Origin of the sequence: Acinetobacter gyllenbergii CIP 110306 = MTCC 11365, assembly GCF_000413855.1 — a bacterium.
In the GTDB taxonomy this organism is placed as follows: Bacteria; Pseudomonadota; Gammaproteobacteria; order Pseudomonadales; family Moraxellaceae; genus Acinetobacter; species Acinetobacter gyllenbergii.
On the sequence record NZ_ATGG01000028.1, the window covers coordinates 16702 to 40294 of the forward strand.

Consider the following 23593-nt stretch of genomic DNA (forward strand, 5'->3'; position numbering starts at 1 on the left):
AGTTCAAAAAAAACCCTAACAAAAATAAAGTTTTAATTTATGCAAAGAGTGGCGGAGCCCGTCCTTGGGGCAATAGAAACAACCGTTGTAGCGCAAAATAAACATGCTTAAAAGCGTGTTGATAGGCAACTAAACGGATTTGGACACGTACCAGAACCTCTTTTACCCCCAATTCAGGCGGCAACACCAGATTGGCATAGACCGTACAGTACTGACATTGGTGGTTAGGGTCGTGATGATCATGTTGTGGCATAGACACTTGCGTGTGTTCAAGTTGATGCGCATGCTGCTGAGATGCATGGGCCGAATGGCTATGCGAAGCTTGTAACTTAGGTAATAGCAACGCCTGAGTGATGGTTTCACAGACAGGCGCGATTTGATATTGCTTCGGAAGTAGTGGCTGCAAGAAAACCGCAATCTGCAAACAGACCGCGGTTAAAGCCAGCAACAAGCCACAACGAAACAAGGACAACATCTACTCTATCATCATCGTTGCAGTTTAGCGTTTGACTGCAACTTTCTCTTTATCGCGTTGGCGAACCACTTTTTCCACTTTTTCACGTGCACGTTGACGCTTTAATGGCGATAAATAATCAACAAAAAGTTTGCCATTTAAGTGATCCATTTCATGTTGGATACAAACAGCGAGAAGTTCGTCAGCTTCTAACTCAAATGCTTGACCTTCAAGGTTAATTGCCTCGATTTTTACACGTGACGGGCGCTCAACTTTATCGTATATTTGAGGCACAGAGAGACAGCCTTCTTCATAAGGCTGGGTATCTTCAGTCAGTGGAATGACTTTGGGGTTAATGAACACCATCGGTTGGTTTTTCTCTTCAGAGATGTCCATAACAATAAGCTGAATATGATGATCAACCTGAGTTGCCGCTAAACCTATACCCGGTGCCTCGTACATGGTTTCAAACATATCTGCTGCAAGCTGACGAATATCATCAGTGACTTCTTCGACTGGTTTGGCGATGGTACGAAGGCGGGGATCAGGAAAACTTAGAATAGGTAATAAGGCCATACAGTCGTCCTCACTTATGCCATTGATCAAAAAAACCAACTAAAGGGAATACTTGATCAAAAAAATTGTGTGTAAAGTCGTTATTATAACGCAACTACACACATAATTTTTAGGAATTATGATAATGAAAAAGGTTTTAAACGGCATACACTCATTTCATGCCTTGGGGTTAAAAAAACAACTGATTGCCGCTGCAATTTGTGCGGGATTGGGGATGGGCATGCACATGGCCCATGCAGCAAGCCCAAATGTGAGTCCACCTTCGGTTAAAGTCGGTGCGCCACATGTCTATGTGGTGAAAAAAGGCGATACGCTTTGGGACATCTCAGGGAAATTTTTAAGCAAGCCTTGGCGCTGGCCAGAAATTTGGGCAAGCAACAAACACGTCAAAAATCCACACTGGATTTACCCAGGCGATCGCTTATTGTTATGTAGCTTGAACGGTAAGCCCTTAATCGGTAAAGATGAGGGTGATGGTTGTGACGGGATTATTCGTCGCTACACAGGCAACACTTCAAATCTACGTCCACAAGTCCGTGTTGAGGCTTTGAATAATAGCGTTCCTGTGATTCCTTTGGCACACATTCAGCAATGGTTAGAACGTACTTCAGTATTGCCAGCAGATGCAATTGCCAACACCCCTTATATTTTAGGTACAGCAGACAACCGTGTACTTGCGGGTAAAGGTCAGAGTGTTTATGTGCGTGGTCAAGGCCTTGAAAATGGTCAACGTTATGGCGTATTCCGTGAAGGTGAACCATACGTCATCTTAGATCAAAATGGTAAAAAACAAAGCCTTGGGGTTGAGCTGACTCAAATGGCTTCAGGTGTTGCCATTCGCAATGAAAACGACATCACCACGATAGAATTAACCGAAAGCTACAATGGTGAAGTTCGTCGTGGTGATCGGGTGATGGCTGAACAGGATGCCATGCTACCGACCTTATTTTACCCAATTGATGCCAATCAGGTAAAAGACGGCGGCAAAATCATTCGTGTGATGGGTTCAATTGGTACCGCAGCCAAAAATGGCGTGGTGACTGTTGATCGTGGTACCACAGATGGTGTGGAAATTGGTCAGGTGTTCAGTGTCTATCAAGATGGTGAAGTGGTCAGAGATCCTAAAACCAAAGAGAAAGTGAAGTTACCTGGACAATATTTGGGCAGCGCTATGATCTTTAAGAGTTTTGATCGTATCAGCTATGCCTATATCCTTGAAAGCGAGTTACCGATCAAACTTGGCTCGGATATTAAGCCACCTCGTTTAGATGATTAAGTAAATGCCTATGTTGAATCAATTATCACCTCATCACTATCACACCGTGTTGGTGTGGTACTTGGTTCAGCATTCGCTGTCGAGTTTTAGCAAAATTCAGCAGCACTTTGGTGACTGTGAACAAGCAACACAACCGCATCGTTTCTCAGAATGGTCACAACTGGGCTTACACGCCAATCACTTAAAACGTTTAGCCGAATTTCAAAGCCCTCAGGGTCAACAACAATTCCAACAATTGCTTGATCTGGTTTGTAAATCTAGTGATTTTATTTTAACGCCTGAAGATCTAGGTTATCCCACTCAGCTCTTGCCATATGCAGATCGTCCTCCTATTTTATTTGGACAAGGTCAGGCACAGGCCTTATTACAGCCACAGATTGCCATGGTCGGCAGCCGTAAACCAAGTCCACATGGGCGCCAAGTCGCTTATGATTTTGCCTATTATCTCAGTGAAAAAGGCTTTTATATCAGCAGTGGTTTGGCACTTGGGATTGACCAAGCTGCACATCAGGGTGGATTGGCACATCAACGTACCATTGCAGTGACAGGTACAGGTCTCGATAGCGTCTACCCTGCTCAGCACAAACAACTGGCACAACAAATTACCCAATCTGGAGCCATCGTGACTGAGTTTCTGCCGACCACGATGCCCTTACAACAACACTTCCCAAGACGTAATCGAATTGTCAGCGGCCTAAGTCTAGGAGTATTGGTGGTTGAGGCTGCACTGAAAAGTGGTTCTCTCATCACTGCCAATGAAGCAGCCAATCAAGGTAAAATGGTATTCGCGATTCCTGGGCATATTTACAGTGAACATCATCAAGGTTGTCATCAACTGATTCGAGAAGGCGCGATTCTGGTCGATCATCCCGAACAGGTCATCGAAGATTTAGCACTACCAACGCAATGGCAAACTCAACAACAAACAGCGGAACACACCACAACAGCGCCACCGAGCCTACCTACACATTTAATTGCGTTATATCAGAGTTTGGACTGGATTGGACAAGATTTAGATCAACTGGCTCAGCACCATCCAATCACGATTGCAGAGTTAACCGCTCAATTAATGGAATTGGAATTACTGGGCTTATGCCTACAACAAGCAGGACGCTATTTACGTTGTCGCCCAATGCATTAAACTAGTCCTACTCTCCCTTTTCTTTTTACACACGCCATGATCACATCTTCTATTTCCGAAGCAGCACACTTTCTAAAACAAGGGCAGATTCTGGCTTACCCAACTGAAGCGGTTTGGGGTTTAGGTTGTGATCCCTTCAATGAGCAAGCCTTTCAGCAGATTCTGGAACTGAAACATCGGCCTATTGAAAAAGGTGTGATCTTATTGGCTGGCCACTTACAGCAAGTGGAACATTTATTGCAGGACTTAGACACAACAATCCGTCAGCAAGTGATTGCGACGTGGTCGAATCGCCTTGAGACAGAACGTGCCACAACCTGGCTACTTCCTGCTGATCAAAGTATTCCAACATGGATCAAAGGCCAACATCCTTTGGTCGCGGTTCGAGTAACAACACATCCATTGTGCATGGCGCTATGTCAGCAATTTGGCGGCTTTATTGTCTCTACCAGTGCCAACCCTGCAGGTCTTGCACCCGCGCAACGCTTGGAAGATGCTCAGGCTTATTTTGGTAATAACTTAAATTACCTACAAGGTGATTTAGGGCTAAGTCGAGAACCAAGTCGCATTTTGAATGCACTGACAGGTGAAGTTGTTCGCGCCTAATTAGGTGAATAGCGGACAAAAAAAAGCTCAGTTATATAGGGATAACTGAGCATAAAAAGGATGTGTATAATCACATCCAGAGGGTTCGCAAATTTGATAAGCAACTTATTCATTCTCAAATGAATCATCTTGCTGTGTTGGTTATTATGGGGGAATCGTCTCATTTATACAAATATATTATTTATCTAACAAAAAGTGTGAAAAGCGTACCAATTTTGTCAGTTCTGCATTTTCAATAAAATTATATTTATATTTTTATTCAGCTTTTTTTTGATCATAAATTTAATAAATCTTAAAAATATATTTGCAAATCATATAGAAAGCACAGTCATTAAAAAAATAATTTGGTGCGTTTGTTGTTATTTTGAGCAAACGCACCGCTTTATTTCACATTTATGCTGCAGGTTCTGCCAATTGTGCAGGTGCTTTCACTGTTTTCTTCTGTGCCATAACGATACCGATCAGAATCATCACGCCACCGATGGTGTGGTAAATCGTCCAATGTTCCGACAACCATAGGCTTGCAATAATTGCGGTAAATACAGGCATTAAATTCATAAAAATACTGGTCCGGTTTGGGCCAATCGCCTGTACCGCCACCATCCATAATAAGGGTGCAATCAGCGATGGGAACATCCCTGCATAGAAAACACTGGCTGCATTTTCAGCATTGATACTATCTAGGCCTAACCAAAGTAAAAATGGCAGGTGATACAACAAAGCAAACGCAATTTGTACGTAGAGACTGGTCAGCAATGGCAATTGTAGCTGCCACTTTTTCAGAAAGACGCCATAAAAGGCATAGAACCCGACAGCGAGTACCATCACCGCATCGCCCCAGTGTCCACCTTGTGCAAATAGACTCGAAAGATGACCTTGGCTCATGACATAGATCAAGCCAGCAAAGGACAATACGCTACCAAAAATCGCAAAACGATTCGGTGCATCTTTTAAAATGAAATAAGAGATAAAAATGGTAAAGATCGGGACAAAAGCATTCACAATACCCATATTGGTTGCCGTGGTATAGTGCGCCGCGGTATAAGAAAGACCTTGATATAACACCATGCCAAAGGCACTCAACACCGCTAATTTAGGAAGGTATGGCACAATTAAACTGCGCTGTTTCCATACTTTCGGTAACATAAACGGCGTTAAAATCACAAAGGCGACCAACCAGCGGTAAAAACTGATACTGACGGGTGAAATATAGTCCGCCACATAGCGGGTCACGGCAATATTCAGCGACCAAATCAAAACGGCAATCAAGGGCAAGACAAAAGCCCATTTCTGGTATTTACTCAACTGACCCATCATTTCCTCACCATATCTCAGCAATGGGAGTATTGTGGAAGATGTCTAAAATAATTGAAATATCGTATTTCAGACATTTATATCGCAGTCACGACATCACTGCTTAGAATAGCTCCCAAGCACGCATCGCATGTTCAACCACTTTATGCAATTGTTCAACCGTTGCCCCATCTCGTGCCTGAATAGTCAAACCTTGCACAACCGTTGCATAGAAGTCTGTCATTTCCTGTAAAGGTGCTGTTGCTGGCAAATCCCCGTTGGCAACGCCCTGCTCTAAACACTCAAACAGTTTTTGCTTGGTCTGCAAACGCTTTTCCAGAATGTTGTGTTGCACCGCCTGTGCATTGTCCGAGCAGTTCATGGTGGCAACCACCAACATACACCCTGCTGGTTTATTGGGTTGTGCTAAACGTTTGACGTTGTCATATAAATAAAGCTCAAATGCAACTTTGGCGGTTTTGGCTTCTAAAAAAATAGGCACAATCGGACAAGCTTCATGCGCCAAATAATAATCGATGCATTTATAAAACAGCCCAGCTTTATCACCAAAGCTACTATATAAGCTTGGCGCGGTCAGCTCTAACGCTTGTGTTAAATCACTGATCGACGTAGCTTCATAACCATGCTCCCAAAATAACAACATGGCTTTTTCCAAAGCCTGCTGCTCGTCAAAACACTTCGGACGACCACGCTTCTTTTTCAAGCTGTCATCACACGGTATTGGCAGAGGATCAGGTGCATTTGTCATAACAGTCACAGATATTTTCATAACGATCACTATCAAATTAATTGACGCAGCAACATTAATCAACTATTTTATTTTATATCGATCGTTATAAAAAATTAATATTTTTCAATTTTATTGTTATCTCACTAACAATAAAGGGAATTTTTATGGAAAACCCATCAGCAACAGACATCAGCTCACTGGCGTCAAACCCTTCCCAAGGGAACTGGCTGGCATTGCTCTCTGTTACCTTCAGCGCTTTTGCCTTGGTCACAGGTGAGTTTCTTGCGATTGGAGTACTCAATGACATCGCACGGGATTTTCAAGTTTCTGTGGGAACAGCAGGTCTAACCGTTTCATTGACCGCAATCGTCGGCATGTTTGCGGCAGTGCTGATTCCTATTTCGGCGAAGACACTGGATCGGCGTACTTTATTACTGATGCTTACCCTGCTGATGATTGTCGCCAATCTGCTTACAGCCTTTGCGCCTAACTTTATCCTGCTCTTAGTCGGACGTATCATTTTAGGCGTTGCGGTTGGTGGATTCTGGGCCACTGCGGTTGCTTTAAGCGGTCGTCTTGCCCCACCTCATTTACCCATTGCCAAGGCCACTGCTTGGGTCGCGTTCGGAGTGACCTTGGCCAGTGTATTGGGTGTGCCGATGGGTACATGGTTGGCTCAGTATAATGGCTGGCAAACTTCTTTCACGGCGATTTCATTGATGGGGGTACTCCTGTTTATCTTCCAGTATCTCTATCTGCCTCAATTGAAACCTGCTTCTTCTCTACGTTGGAAAGAGCTACCAATCTTGTTGCAACATTCTGCTGCACGTAAAGGACTGATCATCTTTATTTTTATGGGTTTTGCACACTTTGCGGCCTACAGTTATTTTTCTGCCTTTTTTAAGCATCAATTGGACTTCTCTGATGGTCTGATTAGCCGTTTACTGCTGATCTATGGGATTGCTGGGATTTTTGGCAATATTTTTGCAGGCTATCTGGGTCAGAAGAATATCCGTTATACCTTTGCAGTCAGTGCTATCACCTTCTTCTTTGCCTTTCTCTGCTTACCACTATCTGGAGCACATATTGGTTCTGCCATCATCTTGACAGCTTTATGGGGCTTCGCTTATGGCATTATCCCAACCGCAGTCAATATCTGGATGTTCACCCATGCCCCTGAAGCTGTTGAAAAAGGCATGCCAATGGTGACATTAACCTTCTTAATCCTGATTGCGTTGGGCAGTATGTTTGGCGGTATTATCGTGGATTATTTTAATGGTACGGTCTTATTTTTCGCCATGCTGCCGTTAGTGCTCTGTTCTTTGGTATTGATCTTTACACTGGCACGCGGTCTCAACAATCCTAAAATCCATTATCAAAAACAATGATACAAGCCGAGAAGAAACTCGTCTTTGAGCAATAATCAATGGTCGCCGCTCTACAACGATCAGTTAAGGCGACCGCATTGATAATGTCCCGTTCCAGTATCAATTGTCCCAGCTATGCAAATTTCTCATAAGCCTTACAGATATTTTTATAATGATCATTATAAAAATATTTGACGACACGCTGTTTATCCATTATTTTATTTTATAGTGATCGTTATAAAAACCAACTTATTCTCCACCCTTTTGTCATCCAACTGACAAATAAGGAAATTCTCATGGAACAATCCACCTCTTCAGACGCACGACCCACTGAAACCACACAAGGAAGCTGGTATGCAATTTTAGCTGTCGCTGTTGCTGCCTTTGCACTGGTCACCAGCGAATTCTTACCTGTGGGTGTTCTCAATAGTGTCGCAACCGACTTAAACATTTCAGTGGGTACAGCAGGATTAATCATTACCTTACCTGGGGTGATGGCTGCGATTGCTGCACCCTTACTGCCGATTTCCGTGAAACAACTGGATCGTCGCTATGTGTTGATTCTATTAACCGCGATTATGGTGATTGCCAACACCATTACGGCCTTTGCAGATAGCTTTAATGTATTGCTGCTCAGCCGTTTGGTCCTTGGTATTTCAATTGGTGGCTTCTGGGCCACTGCCATCGCGCTCAGTGGCAAACTTGCACCCCCACATTTGCCGATTGCGAAAGCAACTGCCATTGTGATGGCTGGGGTAACCTTTGCTACCGTTTTAGGTGTCCCAATCGGGACTTGGCTTAGTGAATTCTATGGCTGGCGTAGTGCCTTTGGGATTACCGCAGCAATCGGCTTGGTGGTGTTAGTGCTACAGCTGATTTTCCTACCAGCACTCAAACCTGAGTCAGCCATTCATTTACGTGACCTACCCGCCTTACTCCGTACCCCCAAAGCACGCAGTGGGATGCTGATTGTTCTGCTCATCGGTCTTGCACACTTCTGTGCCTATAGTTATTTGGCACCGTTCTTTAAGAATATTGCCGGCTTTGATGGTACTACGATCAGTTCATTATTATTGCTCTACGGTATTGCAGGTATTTTTGGTAATGCATTTGCAGGCTATAGCGGCAATTTAAATGTACGCTATACCCTCGCCTTTGTTGGGGTCTGCTTTACGATCGTATTCTTCGGCTTTCCAATTTTCGCGACTCACCAATTTGGGGCAATTGTATTGACTGCTTTATGGGGCTTCGCTTTTGGTGCCTTCCCGACTTCTGCCAATATTTGGATGTTTGTGCATGCACCTCACGCAGTTGAAAAAGGCATGCCGCTGTTTGTGGGTATGTTCCAAGTCATGATTGCCACAGGTTCGCTACTGGGCGGTTATGTGGTTGATCATTTCAATGAAAATATCTTAATTTATGGTGTAATCAGTTTTGTTGCCTTAGCATTGATTAGTATCTTTACTTTGGCCAAAGGCTTGAATAACCCGAAAGTAACTTTCGAGAATTAACATGAGATCCTCAAATGAAGCATGATGTTGCTGAACAATTTCCATTCTTGCACGGTATAGAAGTCCATGAATTTCTGTATCAAAAGGATGATATTGTCACACCTCATTCTTCACTTTGGGGCGATTTCAATTTCAGTCTAAATGGAACTTTAGAATTTGATATTGAAGGTAAATACTACTTATCACCGCCCAGTTATGGATTGTGGTTACCGCCACGAACCGAACATCAATCACTGCCGGTTGAACACGAAATTCACTATATCTGTATTCGTCTACATCCAAAATTTGGTGATTTTTTAGGGGATAGTTGTCGCTGTTTCAGTATTGAACCGTTTTTTCGGGCCTTAGTGCTGCAAATCTTAGAGCAGCAAAAACAGCTTGCTGCGCCTGAATATCTTGAACATCTGCTTCAAGTTTTATTCGATCAACTCAAGCAGGCACCTGCCTATTCACATTATTTACCTCAAAGCAGTCATCCAATTTTAGCGCCGATTCTGCAACAACTTGCCGATCCCGATCTGTTTAATAGCAGTCTGCAACAAGTACTACAACACTTTGCAGTCAGTGAGCGACATCTATTACGCCTCAGCCAACAAGAACTGCAACTGTCCCTGTCAGAGTGGCGTAATCGTGCCAAAATTATTTTTGCGATCAATCAGATCCGCCAAGGCATGACCATCAAACAACTCGCTTTTGCCCTGGGTTATCAGCACAGTTCCAGTTTTATTGAGTTTTTTAAACGCTATACAGGGCAGACTCCCATTCAACTCAAAAATGCAGCACTTTAAAACAAAGGCTTGGTTTTACACATTATTTGTATGCAATCATCTTAAGAGCATTGCACTCAGCAGCAATAGCAGTTAAAACAAATAGGTTTTGTCACAACAACAAATTAGGACGTATCCCATGAGCCAGTCGGTTTATCACATTCCCGTTAAGGACATCCAAGGCCAAGAGATTGATCTCGATCAATATCAAGGCAAAGTTCTGTTGATCGTTAACGTGGCATCAAAGTGTGGCCTTACACCACAGTACGAAGGTTTAGAAAAATTGTATCAGGCCAAAAAAGAGCAAGGCCTAGAAATTCTGGGCTTCCCCGCGAATAACTTCTTAGAACAAGAGCCTGGAACCAATGATGAAATTCAACAGTTTTGTTCATTGAATTATGATGTGCACTTCCCGCTTTTCGCAAAAATCTCAGTTGCGGGTGATGACAAACATGCCTTGTATCAAACCCTGACACAGGCTATTCCAGAACGTCAAGGTGAAGGCCCATGGTGGAAAGACTTGGTCGATTATGGTTTAACCCCAAATAACCCACCTGAAGTGTTATGGAATTTTGAAAAATTCTTGGTAAATAAGCAGGGTGAAATTGTTGCTCGCTTTGCACCAGATATCACTGCCGATGATGAACGTATTGTCAGTGCAATTGAAGCTGAATTAGCAAAATAAATTTGAGAAACAAGTAGAAAAGAGCAGTTGATCTGCTCTTTTCTATGCAAAATGTAGAATCCGCGTTCAACTCCCCTATGCCCTTCAAACTGTTGCTAATTTGCAAAAATCTGTTTTTTCTCCACAGTTTCTCATTATAGTGACCCTCTTCTTGTAATCTGGTGTCGTTCAGCCATGATGGAAAAATTCTCTATCAAAGCCATTCTTTTCGCATCCACACTTGCTACAGCTTTCATACTAGCTGGTTGTGATCAAACGCCTCAGGGCAATGAAGGGGCTGAATCAACAGCTGAGATTGAACAGAACCTGACCCAGGCGGAGGATGAGCAAGTAGAAGCCGAAGCAGCTCAAGATACGCAGAACCTAAGCCGTGGCAATATGTTCAATATCGCCCGTGATATTGCCAAATTGCAGATTGAAACTGGTGACTATGTCACCTTGCTCAAGCAATCGCAAAGTAATTTGGAGCAGGCCATCCAAGATAAAAATGTGCAACAGCTACAAAGTACTACGGGTGAGTTGAATCAAGAATTGCATAAGCTGCACGATGCCTTATTATCACTGAATTTAAAAAGTAATGAAGTCGATCAGATCCGCCAAAGCTTATTGGCTGCTAATCAACAGCTATTAAATATGCCCTTATTACATGGTCAAACGGATTTATCAAAAATTGATTTTGCCAAGATTGAAAAACAGTTCAATACGATTCAAATGGATATGGTGAAGCTTGCGACCTTGGTATTGGGAGATAAAGCTGATTCAAACGCTTAGAGATAAAAAACCAAAAGACTGAGCTAAACGATTCGTTTATTACTCAGTCTTTTTTTTATCGCATCTTTCTAATTACACTTAGGATCATTTCCTAAGGCTCTTAACTGTTCTTGTTCAAATCTCTTCTGCGACAACTCAGCATTTTTATTTCCAGTCAAAAGCTTACTTTTTGAAAGATATAAGGTTAACAAAGTTTTTCCCTCTGGTATCTCTTTCAAATTCACTTTAGAAACATAGGTTCCATAGTTTGCTTTTGCTTCAATTGTAGCTTGATGCTTATCACGCTCAAGTTGACCGTCTACCGCAATATAACTCATATCATTAGGTACAGGGCTTTTATAGGCGACACATTTATCATAAGCTCGTTTTAAATTTGCATATACTTGAATATAATCCATGTTGAGTTCAGTGCTATATCCCCCCCCCACAGATTGCTGAATAAGCTGTGATTCAGAGGTCGGCAGCATCATTCGCACACAGCCACTAGACAGCAAGATCGAAAACAATAAACTAAATTTAAATACGGATTTAGTAAATTTTGACATACTTCAAATTTCCTTGTTCAATACCTTCAACAATTTTTTTCTTAATCACAATAGATTCTGGCTCATTCGTTTTAAATCTTTGATCTATCTCATATTCTGCAATATAAAGCCGAGAACCAGTTTCCTTACTATAATCCGCACCCATGACATAATTTTTATTTTTCTCAAAATTCACATTTTTTATTTCGGTATAATAACTTGTACTTTTGAATCCATTTATAATCACTAAATCATGCACGCCAACAGGTACCTTTAAATCCTGTTGAGCTAACTCTGTTAACAATACATTTTTTGATCTAAACATTATAAATTCAGGTACTTTGACCTGATGACCATCAATTGTATTGATCATATAAGGGCGAGGGGTAAAAGAGTCATAGGATTGATAAGCACGGTATGGAAAAGTACGGATAAATGTAAAGTCTTGATTCGGAAACTTTTCAATTAACTGATCACGATACATCTGGATTTTGTCAGCTTTACTCGCACTACTGTCTATATTCAAATAACGCTCATGCTTAGGCGCTGATTTTATTGGCAACATACCAATAGATTTCCCCTCAGGCGTTTTAGTTACAGTACAGCCAACAGACATGATAAATAAAGGCGCTAGAAGTAAGATTTTAGATTGCACGTTAAAGTTCTCATTTTTCAAGTTTACAAATGATAACAAGAATTAATATTAAAATGATAATTATCTATAAAATATAGCTCCTGATTTGAATGTATAAAAAAGCCACCTGACGGTGGCTTTCTCTTTATTTCTTATCGAGTGCGATGGTGGGTTTACTGCATTTACCTGATTGGGCTAACTGATACTCACGAATTGCTTTTTTCCCAGTTTCATCATCAACTAGTTTCACATTTGCACCGCCAACAAATGCGCCCATTTTAATCGATTGTTGAACAAAATAATTTTTACCAGGTTCTGTTTTAAGCACTAAATGGTTAGGCGAGAACTCTGATTCAGTTGAAACTGTATGTTCTTGATTACCTGAGACCTCTTTGAAGAAAAAGGTACCACGTGCCGTTTCACCCAGACACTCACCGTCAATCCATACATCTTTTTTCAATGCGGCACCAAACGCACTGTTTGAACGATAGACATAAATTGCAGCATTGCCTTGCGAAGGGGCTTCAAGCTTCTTAGCTTGTTCATTCAGTTGATTATTTGCTGTTGGTACCGATGCACACCCCACAAAAGCCACAGCGATCAAAAACGGAAGACTTTTTATCATTTTCATGATGATTTTCTCTTTGGACTAATAATTCTAAATTAAGCTTTGTAATTTATAGAAAAATTATAATTATTCAAGACATTAAAATAAAAAAAAGCCACCTGACGGTGGCTTTTTTCAATCTCAAACCAGCAATAATTAAAGTGCGCGGTTTTTGATTTTACGAATCGTTTCAAGCTGAGCTGCAGTTTCTGCAAGCGAAGCAAGCGCAGCAGCAGAATCCAGATCACTCTTTTGATTTGCGAGCAATTGTTCAGCTTGTTTACGAGCTTCCATAATTGCTACTTCATCTAAGTTGTCAGCGCGGATTGCAGTATCTGCAAGCACGGTCACAACATGAGGCTGAACTTCTAACACACCGCCAGATACATACACGATTTCTTCTGTACCATTTTCCAACTGAACGCGAATCGGGCCCGGTTGGAGTAAAGTTACGAGTGGCGCATGTCCTGGTAAAATACCAAGCTCACCGCCCGCACCTTTTGCGATTAACATCGTAACTTGTCCAGAGTAAATCGACTCTTTCACACTTACAACGTCACATTGCATAGTCGCCATGAGAATCTCCTTAAATTAGAGTTGCTAATTAAAGTTTCTCGGCTTTAGCAATCACTTCGTCAATACCACCAACCATATAGAACGCTTGTTCTGGGATGTGGTCGTATTCACCAGCTAATAGACCTTTAAAGCCACGAATCGTTTCTTTAAGTGGTACTAATTTACCAGGCGCACCAGTAAATACTTCAGCGACGTGGAACGGTTGAGAGAAGAAACGTTGGATTTTACGCGCACGGTAAACAACCAATTTATCTTCTTCTGCTAACTCGTCCATACCCAAGATTGCGATGATGTCTTTAAGCTCTTTATAACGTTGCAATACGTTCTGTACAGAACGTGCAATTTCATAATGCTCAGCACCAACAACCAATGGATCTAACTGACGTGAAGTTGAGTCAAGTGGATCGATCGCTGGATAAATACCAGAAGATGCGATGTCACGGCTCAATACAACGGTAGCATCTAAGTGAGCAAACGTTGTTGCAGGCGATGGATCTGTTAAGTCATCGGCAGGTACGTATACTGCTTGGATCGATGTGATCGAACCAGATTTAGTCGACGTAATACGCTCTTGAAGAACACCCATTTCCTCTGCAAGTGTCGGTTGGTAACCTACTGCAGATGGCATACGACCTAACAATGCTGATACTTCAGTACCCGCAAGTGTATAACGGTAGATGTTGTCGACGAATAATAATACGTCACGACCTTTACCATTTTCGTCTTTTTGATCACGGAAGTATTCAGCCATAGTCAAACCAGTTAACGCTACGCGTAAACGGTTACCTGGTGGCTCGTTCATCTGACCGTAGACCATTGCTACTTTGTCAAGAACGTTAGAATCTTTCATTTCGTGATAGAAGTCGTTACCTTCACGAGTACGCTCACCAACACCAGCAAACACAGATAAACCTGAGTGAGCTTTCGCGATGTTGTTGATCAACTCCATCATGTTAACGGTTTTACCAACACCGGCACCACCGAACAGACCAACCTTACCACCTTTCGCGAACGGGCAAAGTAAGTCGATGACTTTAATACCAGTTTCTAAAAGGTCAGTCGAAGCTGCTTGTTCAGCATAAGAAGGTGCTTGACGGTGAATCGGCAAACGCTCTTCAGTCGCTACAGGACCTGCTTCATCAATTGGGCGACCCAATACGTCCATGATACGACCAAGTGTCGCTGGACCTACTGGAACAGAAATCGGTGCATTTGTGCTGGTTACATTTAGGCCACGTTTAAGACCTTCTGTAGAACCCATTGCGATGGTACGAACAACACCATCGCCAAGCTGTTGCTGAACTTCTAATGTAGTTTCAGTACCGTCAACTTGGAGAGCGTCATAGATCTTAGGAACGCTATTGCGCTCAAACTCGACGTCGATAACCGCGCCGATGATCTGAATGATACGACCGCTACTCATTGCTGTCTCCTCAATTCAAACTTAATAATGTTAAACGGCAGCGGCACCGCCAACGATCTCGGAAATTTCCTGAGTAATCGCGGCTTGACGCAGCTTGTTGTAAATGAGCTGTAGGTCTTTAATCAATTGTCCTGCGTTGTCTGTCGCTGCTTTCATCGCGACCATACGAGCAGACTGCTCACATGCAACGTTTTCAATCACACCTTGATAAACCATAGACTCGATGTAGCGAACCAACAAACCATTTAACAATTCTTCTGCTTCTGGTTCGTAGAGATAGTCCCAACCATAAGTACGGTTGAGGTCATCGCCTTCTTCTGCCGGTGCTAAAGGAACAAGTTGTTCAACTTTAGGCTGCTGAGTCATTGCATTGACGAAGCCATTTGATACGAGGTAGATACGATCTAATTCGCCCTTATCAAATGCATCAAGCATAACTTGCACTGAGCCTGTTAACTGTTCCAAACTCGGCGCATCGCCAAGTTGGGTCGTTGCACCAAGCACTTTACCGCCGTAATTCTTAAAAAACGAAACCGCTTTTTGACCAATCAAAGCAAATTCAACTTCAATTGACTGCTGTTGTTGTGCTTTGACATGCTGCACAACTTTCTTGAACAAGTTAATGTTCAAGCCACCTGCCAAACCACGATCTGAAGACACTACGATATAGCCAACGCGCTTAACTGGGCGTTCAACCATATAACGGTGTTTATATTCAGGGTTTGCTTGGACCAAGTGAGCAATTACACGGCGCATATTATCGGCATACGGACGGCCCTGAGCCATGCGCTCTTGCGCACGACGCATTTTCGAAGCAGCTACCATTTGCATCGCGCGAGTAATCTTTTGCGTGCTCTTGATACTAGCTACTTTGGCGCGAATTTCTTTTAAATTTGCCATACGCTTAACCTAGTATTCGAAAGCTCTTTCGAGCTTCCGAAGGTTGATCCGTGAACCAAACTTAACTAAAGATAAACTTAGTAAGTTTGAGTCGCTTTGAAGCTCTCAATACCTGCTTTGAACGCTGCTTCGATGTCTTTGTTGTAATCACCAGTTTCATCGATCTGTTGCATTAACGCAGCATGTTCAGAACGGAAGTAAGAGATTAACGCAGCATCAAAGTCTACGATTTTCTTCACTTCTACGTCAGCCATGTAGCCTTCGTTAGATGCATATACAGAAACAGCTTGGTCAGCAATTGAGTATGGAGCATATTGTTTTTGCTTCATTAACTCAGTTACACGTTGACCATGCTCAAGTTGCTTACGTGTTGCTTCATCAAGGTCAGAAGCAAACTGAGCAAACGCAGCCAATTCACGGTATTGTGCTAGAGCAGTACGGATACCACCAGACAATTTTTTGATGATCTTAGTTTGAGCTGAACCACCAACACGTGATACCGAGATACCCGCGTTCACAGCAGGACGAATACCTGCGTTGAATAATGATGTTTCTAAGAAGATCTGACCGTCAGTAATCGAAATTACGTTGGTTGGTACGAATGCAGATACGTCACCAGCTTGAGTTTCAATGATCGGTAATGCAGTTAAAGAACCAGTTTGACCTGTTACTGCACCGTTCGTGAATTTCTCAACATAATCAGCTGAAACGCGCGAAGCACGTTCAAGAAGACGCGAGTGAAGATAGAATACGTCACCTGGATACGCTTCACGACCTGGTGGACGACGTAACAATAATGAAATTTGACGGTAAGCAACAGCTTGCTTAGACAAATCATCATAAATGATTAACGCATCTTCACCACGATCACGGAAGTATTCACCCATTGTACAGCCAGAGTACGGAGCTAAATACTGCATTGCTGCAGGATCAGCGGCCGCAGCTGCGACAACAGTTGTATACGCCATAGCGCCAGTTTCTTCTAGCTTACGTACTACGTTTGCAATTGTTGATTGTTTTTGACCAATCGCAACGTATACACATTTAATGCCAGAGTTTTTCTGAGCGATGATCGCATCGATCGCCATTGCTGTTTTACCAGTTTGACGGTCACCAATAATCAACTCACGCTGACCACGACCTACAGGGATCATGGTATCAACTGATTTATAACCAGTTTGAACAGGTTCGTCGACAGACTGACGCCAAATTACACCTGGTGCTACTTTTTCAACAGCATCAGTTAGTTTTGCATCAATCGGGCCTTTACCATCAATTGGATTACCCAAAGCGTCTACGACACGGCCAAGAAGTTCAGGACCAACCGGAACTTCTAATACACGACCTGTACAACGAGCTTTTTGACCTTCTTGCAGGCTTAGGTAGTTACCTAAAACAACGGCACCCACTGAATCCTGTTCTAGGTTCAGTGCCATACCAAATAAGCCGCCGTCGAATTCGATCATTTCACCGTACATTGCATCTGCAAGACCGTGAATACGCACGATACCGTCAGATACCATGACGATGGTACCTTCATTCTTCGCGGTCGCGCTGGTGTCCAGATCGCCGATACGCTGTTTAATGAGCGCACTGATCTCGGATGGATTCAGTTGTTGCATTGCGCTATTCCTCAATCTTTTTTAAGTTCAGTCTTATTGCTGTTAGGCAAGAAGACGAGTCCGCATTTTTTCAAGCTTGTTAAGCGCAGAGTCATCTATCACTTGGTCGCCTGCACGAATCACAACACCTGCGATCAACGCTGGATTAACGTTAACAGAGACATGAACTGTTCTGTTAAAACGTTTTTCAAGCGCGTGAGCTAAAATATGCTCTTGTGTCGCATCCATTGGGAAAGCAGATTCAATCTCTACTTCCAATGTGTTGTTGTTCTGCGATTTAAGTAATTCATATTCTGCTGCGATTTCAGGCAATAAAACCAAACGATCGTTGTCTGCAAGCAAGGTCAAGAAATTTGACACTGATTGAGACTGATCTTCACCTAAAACCTTGGCAAAAAGACCTACTTGTTCCGCAGGAGTCAGCTCAGGGCGATTTAAATAAGCGGAAAATGCTTCGTCTTGCACCGCAGCACCGAGCAGTTGTAACGCATTTGACCAAGCGTCAGTTGCATTCTGCTCAGATGCATAAGCAAATGCTGCTTTGGCGTACGGGCGTGCTAACGTCAAGAGTTCAGCCATATTCGCCTCGCTTAAAGTTTAGCAGCCAGCTGATTCAGCATGGCATTATGAGCTTCTGCGTCAACTTGTTGGTTCAGAATTTTTTCTGCGCCAGCAACTGCCAAAGCAGCAACTTGTTGACGTAATTCTTCGCGAGCAGAATTGATGTCTTGATCAACAGTTTCTTTCGCCTGTTGACGAATACGCTCACCTTCAGCAGATGCTTGGGTACGCGCTTCTTCGATCAATTGTGCTGCACGACGGTTCGCTTGTTCGATCAATTGAGCCGCTTGTGCTTTTGCTGCGTCTAATTCTGCCTTAACTTGTGCTTGCGCATCAGCAAGGTCAGCTTTTGCTTTTTCAGCAGCATTTAAGCCATCAGCGATTTTACGCTGACGCTCACTAATCGCATTGATTAGTGGAGGCCATACAAACTTCATGCAGAATGCGACAAAGATCGCAAATGCAATTGCTTGGCCAATCAATGTGAGGTTGATATTCATTTCGCTATTCCTCAATATGTGGATTTAGGAATTAAGCTATTAACCTACAAATGGATTAGCGAAGATGAAGAACAAGCCAATACCAACACCGATCATAGGCACAGCATCAAGAAGACCCGCGATTAAGAACATACGAGTTTGAAGTTGTGGAGCCAATTCTGGTTGACGAGCAACAGCTTCTAAGAAGCGACCGCCTAAAAGACCGAAACCAATCGCAGTACCTAAAGCACCGAAAGCGATCAAGATAGCAGATGCAATTGCAACTAGACCTAAAGTGAGTTCCATGAAAAATTCCTCAGAGGTTAGGTTATTACCAAATTAAACTAAAATTTAAGCCCAACTGTCAGGTGACAATCAGGCAATACCATTAATGCTTTTCGCTTGCCATGCTCAAGTAAACGATGGTCAGCATCATAAAGATAAATGCTTGCAGCGTGATTACGAGAATGTGGAAGATAGCCCAAGGCACAGATAACGCCCACTGGATCCAGAACGGCAATAATGCGATCAAGATGAAGATCAACTCACCCGCATACATGTTACCGAACAGTCGTAGAGCTAACGAAACTGGACGAGCAAGGAAAGTTACTAATTCCAAAATTAAGTTCACTGGAATCAATAACGCTTTTGCAACTGGGTTACTTGGGTTGAATGGGTTAAGTGCCAATTCACCGACGAAACCGCCGATCCCTTTCTCACGAATACTATAGAACAAGATTAAAACAAATACAGACAACGACATACCAAGGGTAATGTTCGGGTCAGTAGAAGGAACAACCTTGAAGTAAACGTGGTGAGGGTCCATGCCAAATACGTTTGCACCAATCAATTGAGCTGTATACGGAATCCAGTCAACTGGGATTAAGTCCATTGCGTTCATGAGGAAAATCCACACGAAAATGGTTAATGCCAAGGGTGCAATTAAGCGTGATTTGCCGTGGAAAGTATCACGAACACTTGAGTCAACAAACTCGATAATCATTTCAATTGCTGATTGGAATTTAGTTGGAACACCTGCATTCGCAGCTCTCGCAACTGTCCAAAACAACAAACAGAAAATCACACCAAGTCCGATAGACCAACCCATTGAATCCAAGTGAATTGCAGTGAACCCCATCGAATGAGCTTCTTCAGCAGTCTCAGCCAATTTCCATGTACCGTCAGGCATTTTGCCATAGGTCATATTGGTCAAGTGATGCTTGATATACTCGGTCGAAGTCAGGGCATGTTCTTCAGCAGCCATAAATCACACCTGGTCAATGTCAATCATTAAAAAGAAGTAGAAACGAATCAAGCGGATGGCAAAGATCCCGCTTCTACTTCCAAAAATCTCAAAATGTGCCTTACCCTCGTTTTTGTAGACGTGCCACCCAAAATGGCGCGACCCACGACATCGCTTGTACGAGAATAAATCCACAAAACAATGCAACCGGTGACAGCGGTTTAACATTGCTCAAAATTAATATAAAACCCACAATCACAATCGCAAACTTACCGAGCATTCCTCGGTACATATTCAGCATGACTTGTTTTGATGCTCTTGCGCCTGCCGTTCTAAACGACTGCCAAGCAAAATAACAATGTGCCAACCAACATACCAAAGCCCCAAGCGCAGCACTCAAAGCAGCAGTTGTATCTTTGATTGCCCATGCCAGTAAAGCGGCAACAGGAATCATACACGCTTGTAAGAAGACCAAAGCTTTTGCTAATCGTCGGTCAATCATGCGACTAGTTTGGCTCATTTTTTACCCACTTACAGCAGAACTGCTTGACAAGTTTTAATCATGATCGTTTCGAATCGCAGGCATTATAGAGTTACACCCCTGAACATGCAATCTTTTCTCGACTTAAGTCTGCTTTTTTCGTTACCATATTTTTTGACGATAGAGTCAATTGATTTTTATTTTTTTGATCAATTTTGTGCACTTATTACGCATTTATCGGTTTTTGAAGCCAATTTTTGCCACGCTGTTACAAAATTGTCTTCACCGCGCATGCTTTCATCGACTGACTGGAAAACTACTGGGTTCATTTTTTGGTACTGACTGGCACTTGCTGTCGTTTCGGCCAATAGACACATTTTATTTTGCGGACGATTGTCTCTTAAGTACTTAATTTGAGCTGCCGTTGGGGCAATATGTGGATCATCGGTCAATGCACCCGCAAATTTTAAGTTCAAAGCACGTTCTAGATACTGATAGGCATCATGATAAGACCAATAGTTTTTGGCTTTATTCAAGCTTTCATATTGTTGTGAAGCTTGCAGCATCTGCTGAGAGAATTCTTTGGCATTGGCCATGTATTTGGCTTTATTTTCTGGGTATTGCTGAGAACGTAAAGTTGCAATAAAGAAAGCGATCCGAACCGCATTATTCGGATCTAACCACACATGACTATCTACGGTATTGGCCATAGATACACCACGTAAATTACGTAACGGCAAAGCGGTTAAAATGCCTGAGTCTAATAAAGCAATTGCTTTACGGTTTTGGTTCAGCATTTTTTCCAGTGGCGCTTCATGGGCTTTACCCAGCCAAATCACCAAGGAAGCATCTTGAATCGCTTTACGATGGGCGGGTGTGAGTTGCACATCATGGCCACTTTGATCTTTCAATAACAGGATCGGCTCTTCTACTCCGTCTGTCACTTGTTTAGCAATCAAATAAATTGGGTGTGTTGAAACCACCAAGCTTTGTGTCCAGCCCCATGTGCTTAACATCGAAAACAAGACCAAAACAATTAGGCGAGACATCACAGCATTACTCAATTTAGCGAAGCATGTTATAATATAACAAAAGTTAAAAAATGCCTATGTCTATTTTCGAGATTCATCACCTGAACAGACTTGGCTTTAACTATATATAGATAGTTATCCTAAATTGCGTGTTATGATATTGAATCTATTGTAAGGCCATCAGCCTTTTATGGCGCTGTAACAGATCAATAGGTTCTACAAAAACAATGAGGTCAATCTATGAGTTCTTGTTCACATGAACATGACAATGCATTACATGGTGTTCATGGTCATCACGATATTAAAGCGCGACTTGCTGAAGCAGAATTGTTATGCACTGCGACTGGCGCTCGCCTGACCCCTTTGCGTAAAGAAGTGCTTGAACTCATTTTGAATGCCTCTGGCCCAATGGGTGCTTATGACTTATTGGCAAAAATTAAAGGCCAAGCAGACCGCCCTGCTGCCCCACCGACAGTGTATCGCAGTTTAGACTTTTTATTAGAAAAAGGCCTCATTCACAGACTGACCTCAATCAATGCCTATATACCTTGTTGCCATCCACGTGAAGGACACCAAGCTGCTTTCCTGATTTGTACCGAATGCCATTCTGTCAAAGAGGCTTCTGCGCAAGGGTTGATTCAACAACTCGACCAACTTGCCGCCTCAGACCAGTTTTTAGCGCAACACAGCATTATTGAAATTTCTGGAAAATGTCATCAGTGCAGCACACTCCAGTAAACACTCCGCTTATACAGTTGGAGAAAGTCTCGGTTCGACGTGACGAACGGGATATTTTGAGAAATGTCGATTTTGCTTTGCAGTCAAAAGAGATTGTGACGCTGATTGGTCCCAATGGCGCAGGTAAATCAACCTTAATCAAAGTACTCCTTGGCATCATGTCACCCAATAAAGGCAAGGTGCACTTTTCAAAAAAATTAAAACTGGCTTATGTGCCGCAGAAGTTTAATCCGTCTGCTAGCCTGCCTTTACGGGTACAAGATTTACTTGATCTTGAAATCTGCAGCGCTGATTTACGTGCAGAGATTGTCCGCGACACCGGCATCCAAAAATTACAAGCATCCAAAGTACAGCAGCTATCAGGCGGTGAACGGCAACGCGTTTTACTGGCTCGAGCCTTACTGCGGCAGCCTGATATCTTAGTCTTGGATGAACCGATGCAAGGTCTGGACATCCAGTCCGAAGCTGAACTGTATGAATATGTACGCAGCTTACCCGAACGCTATGGTTGTGCCGTCCTGATGGTGTCGCATGATTTGCAATGGGTCATGCAAGGTACGCATCGTGTGGTCTGCCTCAATAAACACATCTGTTGCAGTGGTTTGCCTGAAAATATTCAACAGCATCCAGAATATCAAGCCATTTTTGGCACACAACGAATGTTCTATCAGCATCACCATAATCACTGTGGGCATAGTGATCATGCCGAACCTTGTTCTCACGATCCACGTCCACACATTCACCCAGAGCCAAAGGTCTAAGCCATGATGGAATGGTTACAACTCCTCCTACCTGCTTGGATCATGGGGTCATTGCTGGTTTTTCTGACCGCTCCACTCGGTTGCCTAATGCTGTGGCGCAGAATGTCTTTTTTTGCCGATACCATGGCTCACGGCACCCTACTGGGGGTCGCAGTTGCAGGTATTTTAAATTTACCTTTCTGGTTGGGTGTTGCCTGTCTGGCGCTGTTACTGGTTGCATTGCTGTGGGTGCTGCATGACTCTCGCCTTCCCAATGATGCCTTGCTCGCTTTAAGCTCTGCGACCCTACTCTGCTCAGGCTTACTTTTGATTCAACAAGTGCCAAGTCTACGCCCTGAATTGCTCAGCTATTTATTTGGTGATTTGCTCAGTATTGAATGGTCTGATTTACCGATGTTTGCCGTGGTCATCATCGCCGCATTGATCGTACTGTATCGCTCTTGGTCAGCACAAATTCAAATTGCGATTGATCCTGATATTGCTATGAGTGAAGGCGTCAGTGCCAATTGGCAACGCCTGATCTTTATGTTGTTATTGGCATTGTTTACGGTACTGGCTTTACGTGCGGTGGGTTCATTATTGATGGGTGCACTGTTGGTGATTCCAGCACTTAGCGCACGCTTACTGGCGCACTCTCCCAAACAGATGGTGGTCTGGGCTTTTATTCTGGCACAGCTTGGCGTCACAGTTGGCCTATGGTCAAGTGCTGCCTTAAATATTTCAACAGGCCTGAGCATTGTGTTGTGCATGGCACTGTGTTTTGCTGCCATTTTTATCGTACAGAAACTCAAAAGCCAGTCACAATCTGCCTAACG

28 protein-coding genes are annotated in these 23593 nt (G+C 43.0%); 11 read left to right on the forward strand and 17 right to left on the reverse strand.

Going from position 1 to position 23593, the window contains the following annotated elements; all coding sequences use genetic code 11:
* Positions 1 to 37 precede the first annotated feature (37 nt).
* Positions 38 to 475 carry a DUF2946 family protein gene (locus F957_RS04240; protein ID WP_016542603.1) on the reverse strand — a complete coding sequence of 146 codons (438 nt, stop codon included), beginning with the start codon at positions 473 to 475 and terminating at the stop codon, positions 38 to 40.
* Positions 476 to 499: 24 nt separating this feature from the next.
* Positions 500 to 1030 carry a peptide deformylase gene (def, locus tag F957_RS04235; RefSeq protein WP_016542602.1) on the reverse strand — a complete coding sequence of 177 codons (531 nt, stop codon included), beginning with the start codon at positions 1028 to 1030 and terminating at the stop codon, positions 500 to 502.
* A 124-nt stretch (positions 1031 to 1154) separates the two neighbouring features.
* Here def and F957_RS04230 point away from each other — a divergent pair, with 124 nt between their 5' ends.
* From F957_RS04230 to F957_RS04220, 3 genes are read left to right on the forward strand one after another with little or no spacing between them, the layout of a single operon-like run.
* Entirely contained in the window at positions 1155 to 2306 is a 1152-nt protein-coding gene (locus F957_RS04230) for a LysM peptidoglycan-binding domain-containing protein (RefSeq protein ID WP_016542601.1), read from the forward strand.
* Positions 2307 to 2316: 10 nt separating this feature from the next.
* Positions 2317 to 3447: a DNA-processing protein DprA gene (gene dprA, locus F957_RS04225; protein WP_016660525.1), complete on the forward strand. Its 1131-nt coding sequence runs from the start codon at positions 2317 to 2319 to the stop codon at positions 3445 to 3447.
* 36 nt (positions 3448 to 3483) lie between these two features.
* The gene (locus F957_RS04220) at positions 3484 to 4053 is read left to right on the forward strand and encodes an L-threonylcarbamoyladenylate synthase type 1 TsaC (protein WP_016542599.1); all 570 of its coding nucleotides are present in this window, start codon (positions 3484 to 3486) and stop codon (positions 4051 to 4053) included.
* 393 nt (positions 4054 to 4446) lie between these two features.
* Here F957_RS04220 and F957_RS04215 read toward each other — a convergent pair whose 3' ends face one another.
* Positions 4447 to 5367 (reverse strand): DMT family transporter, encoded by a 921-nt coding sequence (locus F957_RS04215; RefSeq protein ID WP_016660526.1) that lies wholly within the window; start codon positions 5365 to 5367, stop codon positions 4447 to 4449.
* A 103-nt stretch (positions 5368 to 5470) separates the two neighbouring features.
* Complete coding sequence (locus F957_RS04210) at positions 5471 to 6124, reverse strand: TetR/AcrR family transcriptional regulator (RefSeq protein WP_378319062.1); 654 nt, start codon at positions 6122 to 6124, stop codon at positions 5471 to 5473.
* A 137-nt stretch (positions 6125 to 6261) separates the two neighbouring features.
* Here F957_RS04210 and F957_RS04205 point away from each other — a divergent pair, with 137 nt between their 5' ends.
* The 5 genes from F957_RS04205 to F957_RS04185 all read left to right on the forward strand — a co-directional run bounded on the left by F957_RS04205 (position 6262) and on the right by F957_RS04185 (position 11198).
* Positions 6262 to 7485, forward strand: coding sequence for an MFS transporter (locus F957_RS04205; protein WP_016542596.1), 1224 nt, complete (start codon positions 6262 to 6264; stop codon positions 7483 to 7485).
* A gap of 275 nt (positions 7486 to 7760) precedes the next feature.
* Positions 7761 to 8975, forward strand: a complete 1215-nt coding sequence (locus F957_RS04200) for an MFS transporter (protein ID WP_016542595.1) — start codon at positions 7761 to 7763, stop codon at positions 8973 to 8975.
* 14 nt (positions 8976 to 8989) lie between these two features.
* Positions 8990 to 9763 (forward strand): helix-turn-helix transcriptional regulator, encoded by a 774-nt coding sequence (locus tag F957_RS04195; protein ID WP_016542594.1) that lies wholly within the window; start codon positions 8990 to 8992, stop codon positions 9761 to 9763.
* A 118-nt stretch (positions 9764 to 9881) separates the two neighbouring features.
* Complete coding sequence (locus tag F957_RS04190) at positions 9882 to 10427, forward strand: glutathione peroxidase (protein WP_016542593.1); 546 nt, start codon at positions 9882 to 9884, stop codon at positions 10425 to 10427.
* Between the two features lie 174 nt (positions 10428 to 10601).
* On the forward strand, positions 10602 to 11198 hold the full coding sequence (locus F957_RS04185; RefSeq protein WP_016542592.1) for a hypothetical protein: 597 nt from the start codon (positions 10602 to 10604) through the stop codon (positions 11196 to 11198).
* 68 nt (positions 11199 to 11266) lie between these two features.
* Here F957_RS04185 and F957_RS04180 read toward each other — a convergent pair whose 3' ends face one another.
* From F957_RS04180 to F957_RS04120, 13 genes are all read right to left on the reverse strand, one after another.
* On the reverse strand, positions 11267 to 11743 hold the full coding sequence (locus tag F957_RS04180) for a hypothetical protein (RefSeq protein ID WP_016660528.1): 477 nt from the start codon (positions 11741 to 11743) through the stop codon (positions 11267 to 11269).
* A complete protein-coding gene (locus tag F957_RS04175) occupies positions 11727 to 12377 on the reverse strand; it encodes a hypothetical protein (RefSeq protein WP_016542590.1) in 651 nt (216 codons plus the stop codon). The genes F957_RS04180 and F957_RS04175 overlap by 17 nt, the downstream gene beginning before the upstream one ends.
* Positions 12378 to 12501: 124 nt before the next feature.
* Entirely contained in the window at positions 12502 to 12987 is a 486-nt protein-coding gene (locus F957_RS04170) for a DUF2846 domain-containing protein (protein ID WP_016542589.1), read from the reverse strand.
* Positions 12988 to 13119: 132 nt separating this feature from the next.
* Positions 13120 to 13539, reverse strand: coding sequence for a F0F1 ATP synthase subunit epsilon (locus F957_RS04165; RefSeq protein WP_004656515.1), 420 nt, complete (start codon positions 13537 to 13539; stop codon positions 13120 to 13122).
* A 28-nt stretch (positions 13540 to 13567) separates the two neighbouring features.
* Positions 13568 to 14962 (reverse strand): F0F1 ATP synthase subunit beta, encoded by a 1395-nt coding sequence (gene atpD, locus F957_RS04160; protein WP_004656517.1) that lies wholly within the window; start codon positions 14960 to 14962, stop codon positions 13568 to 13570.
* A 30-nt stretch (positions 14963 to 14992) separates the two neighbouring features.
* On the reverse strand, positions 14993 to 15862 hold the full coding sequence (gene atpG, locus F957_RS04155) for a F0F1 ATP synthase subunit gamma (protein WP_005240419.1): 870 nt from the start codon (positions 15860 to 15862) through the stop codon (positions 14993 to 14995).
* A gap of 77 nt (positions 15863 to 15939) precedes the next feature.
* Positions 15940 to 17484 carry a F0F1 ATP synthase subunit alpha gene (gene atpA, locus F957_RS04150; RefSeq protein ID WP_004656522.1) on the reverse strand — a complete coding sequence of 515 codons (1545 nt, stop codon included), beginning with the start codon at positions 17482 to 17484 and terminating at the stop codon, positions 15940 to 15942.
* Positions 17485 to 17526: 42 nt separating this feature from the next.
* The gene (locus F957_RS04145; RefSeq protein ID WP_016542588.1) at positions 17527 to 18063 is read right to left on the reverse strand and encodes a F0F1 ATP synthase subunit delta; all 537 of its coding nucleotides are present in this window, start codon (positions 18061 to 18063) and stop codon (positions 17527 to 17529) included.
* Positions 18064 to 18074: 11 nt separating this feature from the next.
* Positions 18075 to 18545, reverse strand: a complete 471-nt coding sequence (locus F957_RS04140) for a F0F1 ATP synthase subunit B (protein WP_004656525.1) — start codon at positions 18543 to 18545, stop codon at positions 18075 to 18077.
* A 39-nt stretch (positions 18546 to 18584) separates the two neighbouring features.
* Positions 18585 to 18830: a F0F1 ATP synthase subunit C gene (atpE, locus tag F957_RS04135; protein WP_000424060.1), complete on the reverse strand. Its 246-nt coding sequence runs from the start codon at positions 18828 to 18830 to the stop codon at positions 18585 to 18587.
* Positions 18831 to 18912: 82 nt separating this feature from the next.
* The gene (gene atpB / locus F957_RS04130) at positions 18913 to 19788 is read right to left on the reverse strand and encodes a F0F1 ATP synthase subunit A (protein WP_016542587.1); all 876 of its coding nucleotides are present in this window, start codon (positions 19786 to 19788) and stop codon (positions 18913 to 18915) included.
* Between the two features lie 100 nt (positions 19789 to 19888).
* A complete protein-coding gene (locus F957_RS04125; protein ID WP_016660529.1) occupies positions 19889 to 20287 on the reverse strand; it encodes an ATP synthase subunit I in 399 nt (132 codons plus the stop codon).
* Between the two features lie 170 nt (positions 20288 to 20457).
* A complete protein-coding gene (locus F957_RS04120) occupies positions 20458 to 21297 on the reverse strand; it encodes a metal ABC transporter substrate-binding protein (RefSeq protein ID WP_016542585.1) in 840 nt (279 codons plus the stop codon).
* Positions 21298 to 21519: 222 nt separating this feature from the next.
* On the opposite strand from F957_RS04120, the gene F957_RS04115 reads away from it, so the two are divergent.
* The 3 genes from F957_RS04115 to znuB are packed head-to-tail and all read left to right on the forward strand — an operon-like array spanning position 21520 to position 23591.
* Positions 21520 to 22017: a transcriptional repressor gene (locus F957_RS04115; protein ID WP_016542584.1), complete on the forward strand. Its 498-nt coding sequence runs from the start codon at positions 21520 to 21522 to the stop codon at positions 22015 to 22017.
* Entirely contained in the window at positions 21990 to 22778 is a 789-nt protein-coding gene (gene znuC / locus F957_RS04110) for a zinc ABC transporter ATP-binding protein ZnuC (protein ID WP_016660530.1), read from the forward strand. Before F957_RS04115 ends, znuC begins: the two co-directional genes overlap by 28 nt.
* A gap of 3 nt (positions 22779 to 22781) precedes the next feature.
* Entirely contained in the window at positions 22782 to 23591 is an 810-nt protein-coding gene (gene znuB / locus F957_RS04105; protein WP_016542582.1) for a zinc ABC transporter permease subunit ZnuB, read from the forward strand.
* Positions 23592 to 23593: the final 2 nt, after the last annotated feature.

Excerpts from the sequence above, each read along its gene's own strand:
- F957_RS04240 (WP_016542603.1), bottom strand. The coding sequence starts at position 475 with ATGTTGTCCTTGTTTCGTTGTGGCTTGTTGCTGGCTTTAACCGCGGTC.
- def (WP_016542602.1), bottom strand. The coding sequence starts at position 1,030 with ATGGCCTTATTACCTATTCTAAGTTTTCCTGATCCCCGCCTTCGTACC.
- F957_RS04230 (WP_016542601.1), top strand. The coding sequence starts at position 1,155 with ATGAAAAAGGTTTTAAACGGCATACACTCATTTCATGCCTTGGGGTTA.
- dprA (WP_016660525.1), top strand. The coding sequence starts at position 2,317 with ATGTTGAATCAATTATCACCTCATCACTATCACACCGTGTTGGTGTGG.
- F957_RS04220 (WP_016542599.1), top strand. The coding sequence starts at position 3,484 with ATGATCACATCTTCTATTTCCGAAGCAGCACACTTTCTAAAACAAGGG.
- F957_RS04215 (WP_016660526.1), bottom strand. The coding sequence starts at position 5,367 with ATGGGTCAGTTGAGTAAATACCAGAAATGGGCTTTTGTCTTGCCCTTG.
- F957_RS04205 (WP_016542596.1), top strand. The coding sequence starts at position 6,262 with ATGGAAAACCCATCAGCAACAGACATCAGCTCACTGGCGTCAAACCCT.
- F957_RS04200 (WP_016542595.1), top strand. The coding sequence starts at position 7,761 with ATGGAACAATCCACCTCTTCAGACGCACGACCCACTGAAACCACACAA.
- F957_RS04195 (WP_016542594.1), top strand. The coding sequence starts at position 8,990 with ATGAAGCATGATGTTGCTGAACAATTTCCATTCTTGCACGGTATAGAA.
- F957_RS04190 (WP_016542593.1), top strand. The coding sequence starts at position 9,882 with ATGAGCCAGTCGGTTTATCACATTCCCGTTAAGGACATCCAAGGCCAA.
- F957_RS04185 (WP_016542592.1), top strand. The coding sequence starts at position 10,602 with ATGATGGAAAAATTCTCTATCAAAGCCATTCTTTTCGCATCCACACTT.
- F957_RS04180 (WP_016660528.1), bottom strand. The coding sequence starts at position 11,743 with ATGTCAAAATTTACTAAATCCGTATTTAAATTTAGTTTATTGTTTTCG.
- F957_RS04170 (WP_016542589.1), bottom strand. The coding sequence starts at position 12,987 with ATGAAAATGATAAAAAGTCTTCCGTTTTTGATCGCTGTGGCTTTTGTG.
- F957_RS04165 (WP_004656515.1), bottom strand. The coding sequence starts at position 13,539 with ATGGCGACTATGCAATGTGACGTTGTAAGTGTGAAAGAGTCGATTTAC.
- atpD (WP_004656517.1), bottom strand. The coding sequence starts at position 14,962 with ATGAGTAGCGGTCGTATCATTCAGATCATCGGCGCGGTTATCGACGTC.
- atpG (WP_005240419.1), bottom strand. The coding sequence starts at position 15,862 with ATGGCAAATTTAAAAGAAATTCGCGCCAAAGTAGCTAGTATCAAGAGC.
- atpA (WP_004656522.1), bottom strand. The coding sequence starts at position 17,484 with ATGCAACAACTGAATCCATCCGAGATCAGTGCGCTCATTAAACAGCGT.
- F957_RS04145 (WP_016542588.1), bottom strand. The coding sequence starts at position 18,063 with ATGGCTGAACTCTTGACGTTAGCACGCCCGTACGCCAAAGCAGCATTT.
- F957_RS04140 (WP_004656525.1), bottom strand. The coding sequence starts at position 18,545 with ATGAATATCAACCTCACATTGATTGGCCAAGCAATTGCATTTGCGATC.
- atpE (WP_000424060.1), bottom strand. The coding sequence starts at position 18,830 with ATGGAACTCACTTTAGGTCTAGTTGCAATTGCATCTGCTATCTTGATC.
- atpB (WP_016542587.1), bottom strand. The coding sequence starts at position 19,788 with ATGGCTGCTGAAGAACATGCCCTGACTTCGACCGAGTATATCAAGCAT.
- F957_RS04125 (WP_016660529.1), bottom strand. The coding sequence starts at position 20,287 with ATGAGCCAAACTAGTCGCATGATTGACCGACGATTAGCAAAAGCTTTG.
- F957_RS04120 (WP_016542585.1), bottom strand. The coding sequence starts at position 21,297 with ATGTCTCGCCTAATTGTTTTGGTCTTGTTTTCGATGTTAAGCACATGG.
- F957_RS04115 (WP_016542584.1), top strand. The coding sequence starts at position 21,520 with ATGAGTTCTTGTTCACATGAACATGACAATGCATTACATGGTGTTCAT.
- znuC (WP_016660530.1), top strand. The coding sequence starts at position 21,990 with ATGTCATCAGTGCAGCACACTCCAGTAAACACTCCGCTTATACAGTTG.
- znuB (WP_016542582.1), top strand. The coding sequence starts at position 22,782 with ATGATGGAATGGTTACAACTCCTCCTACCTGCTTGGATCATGGGGTCA.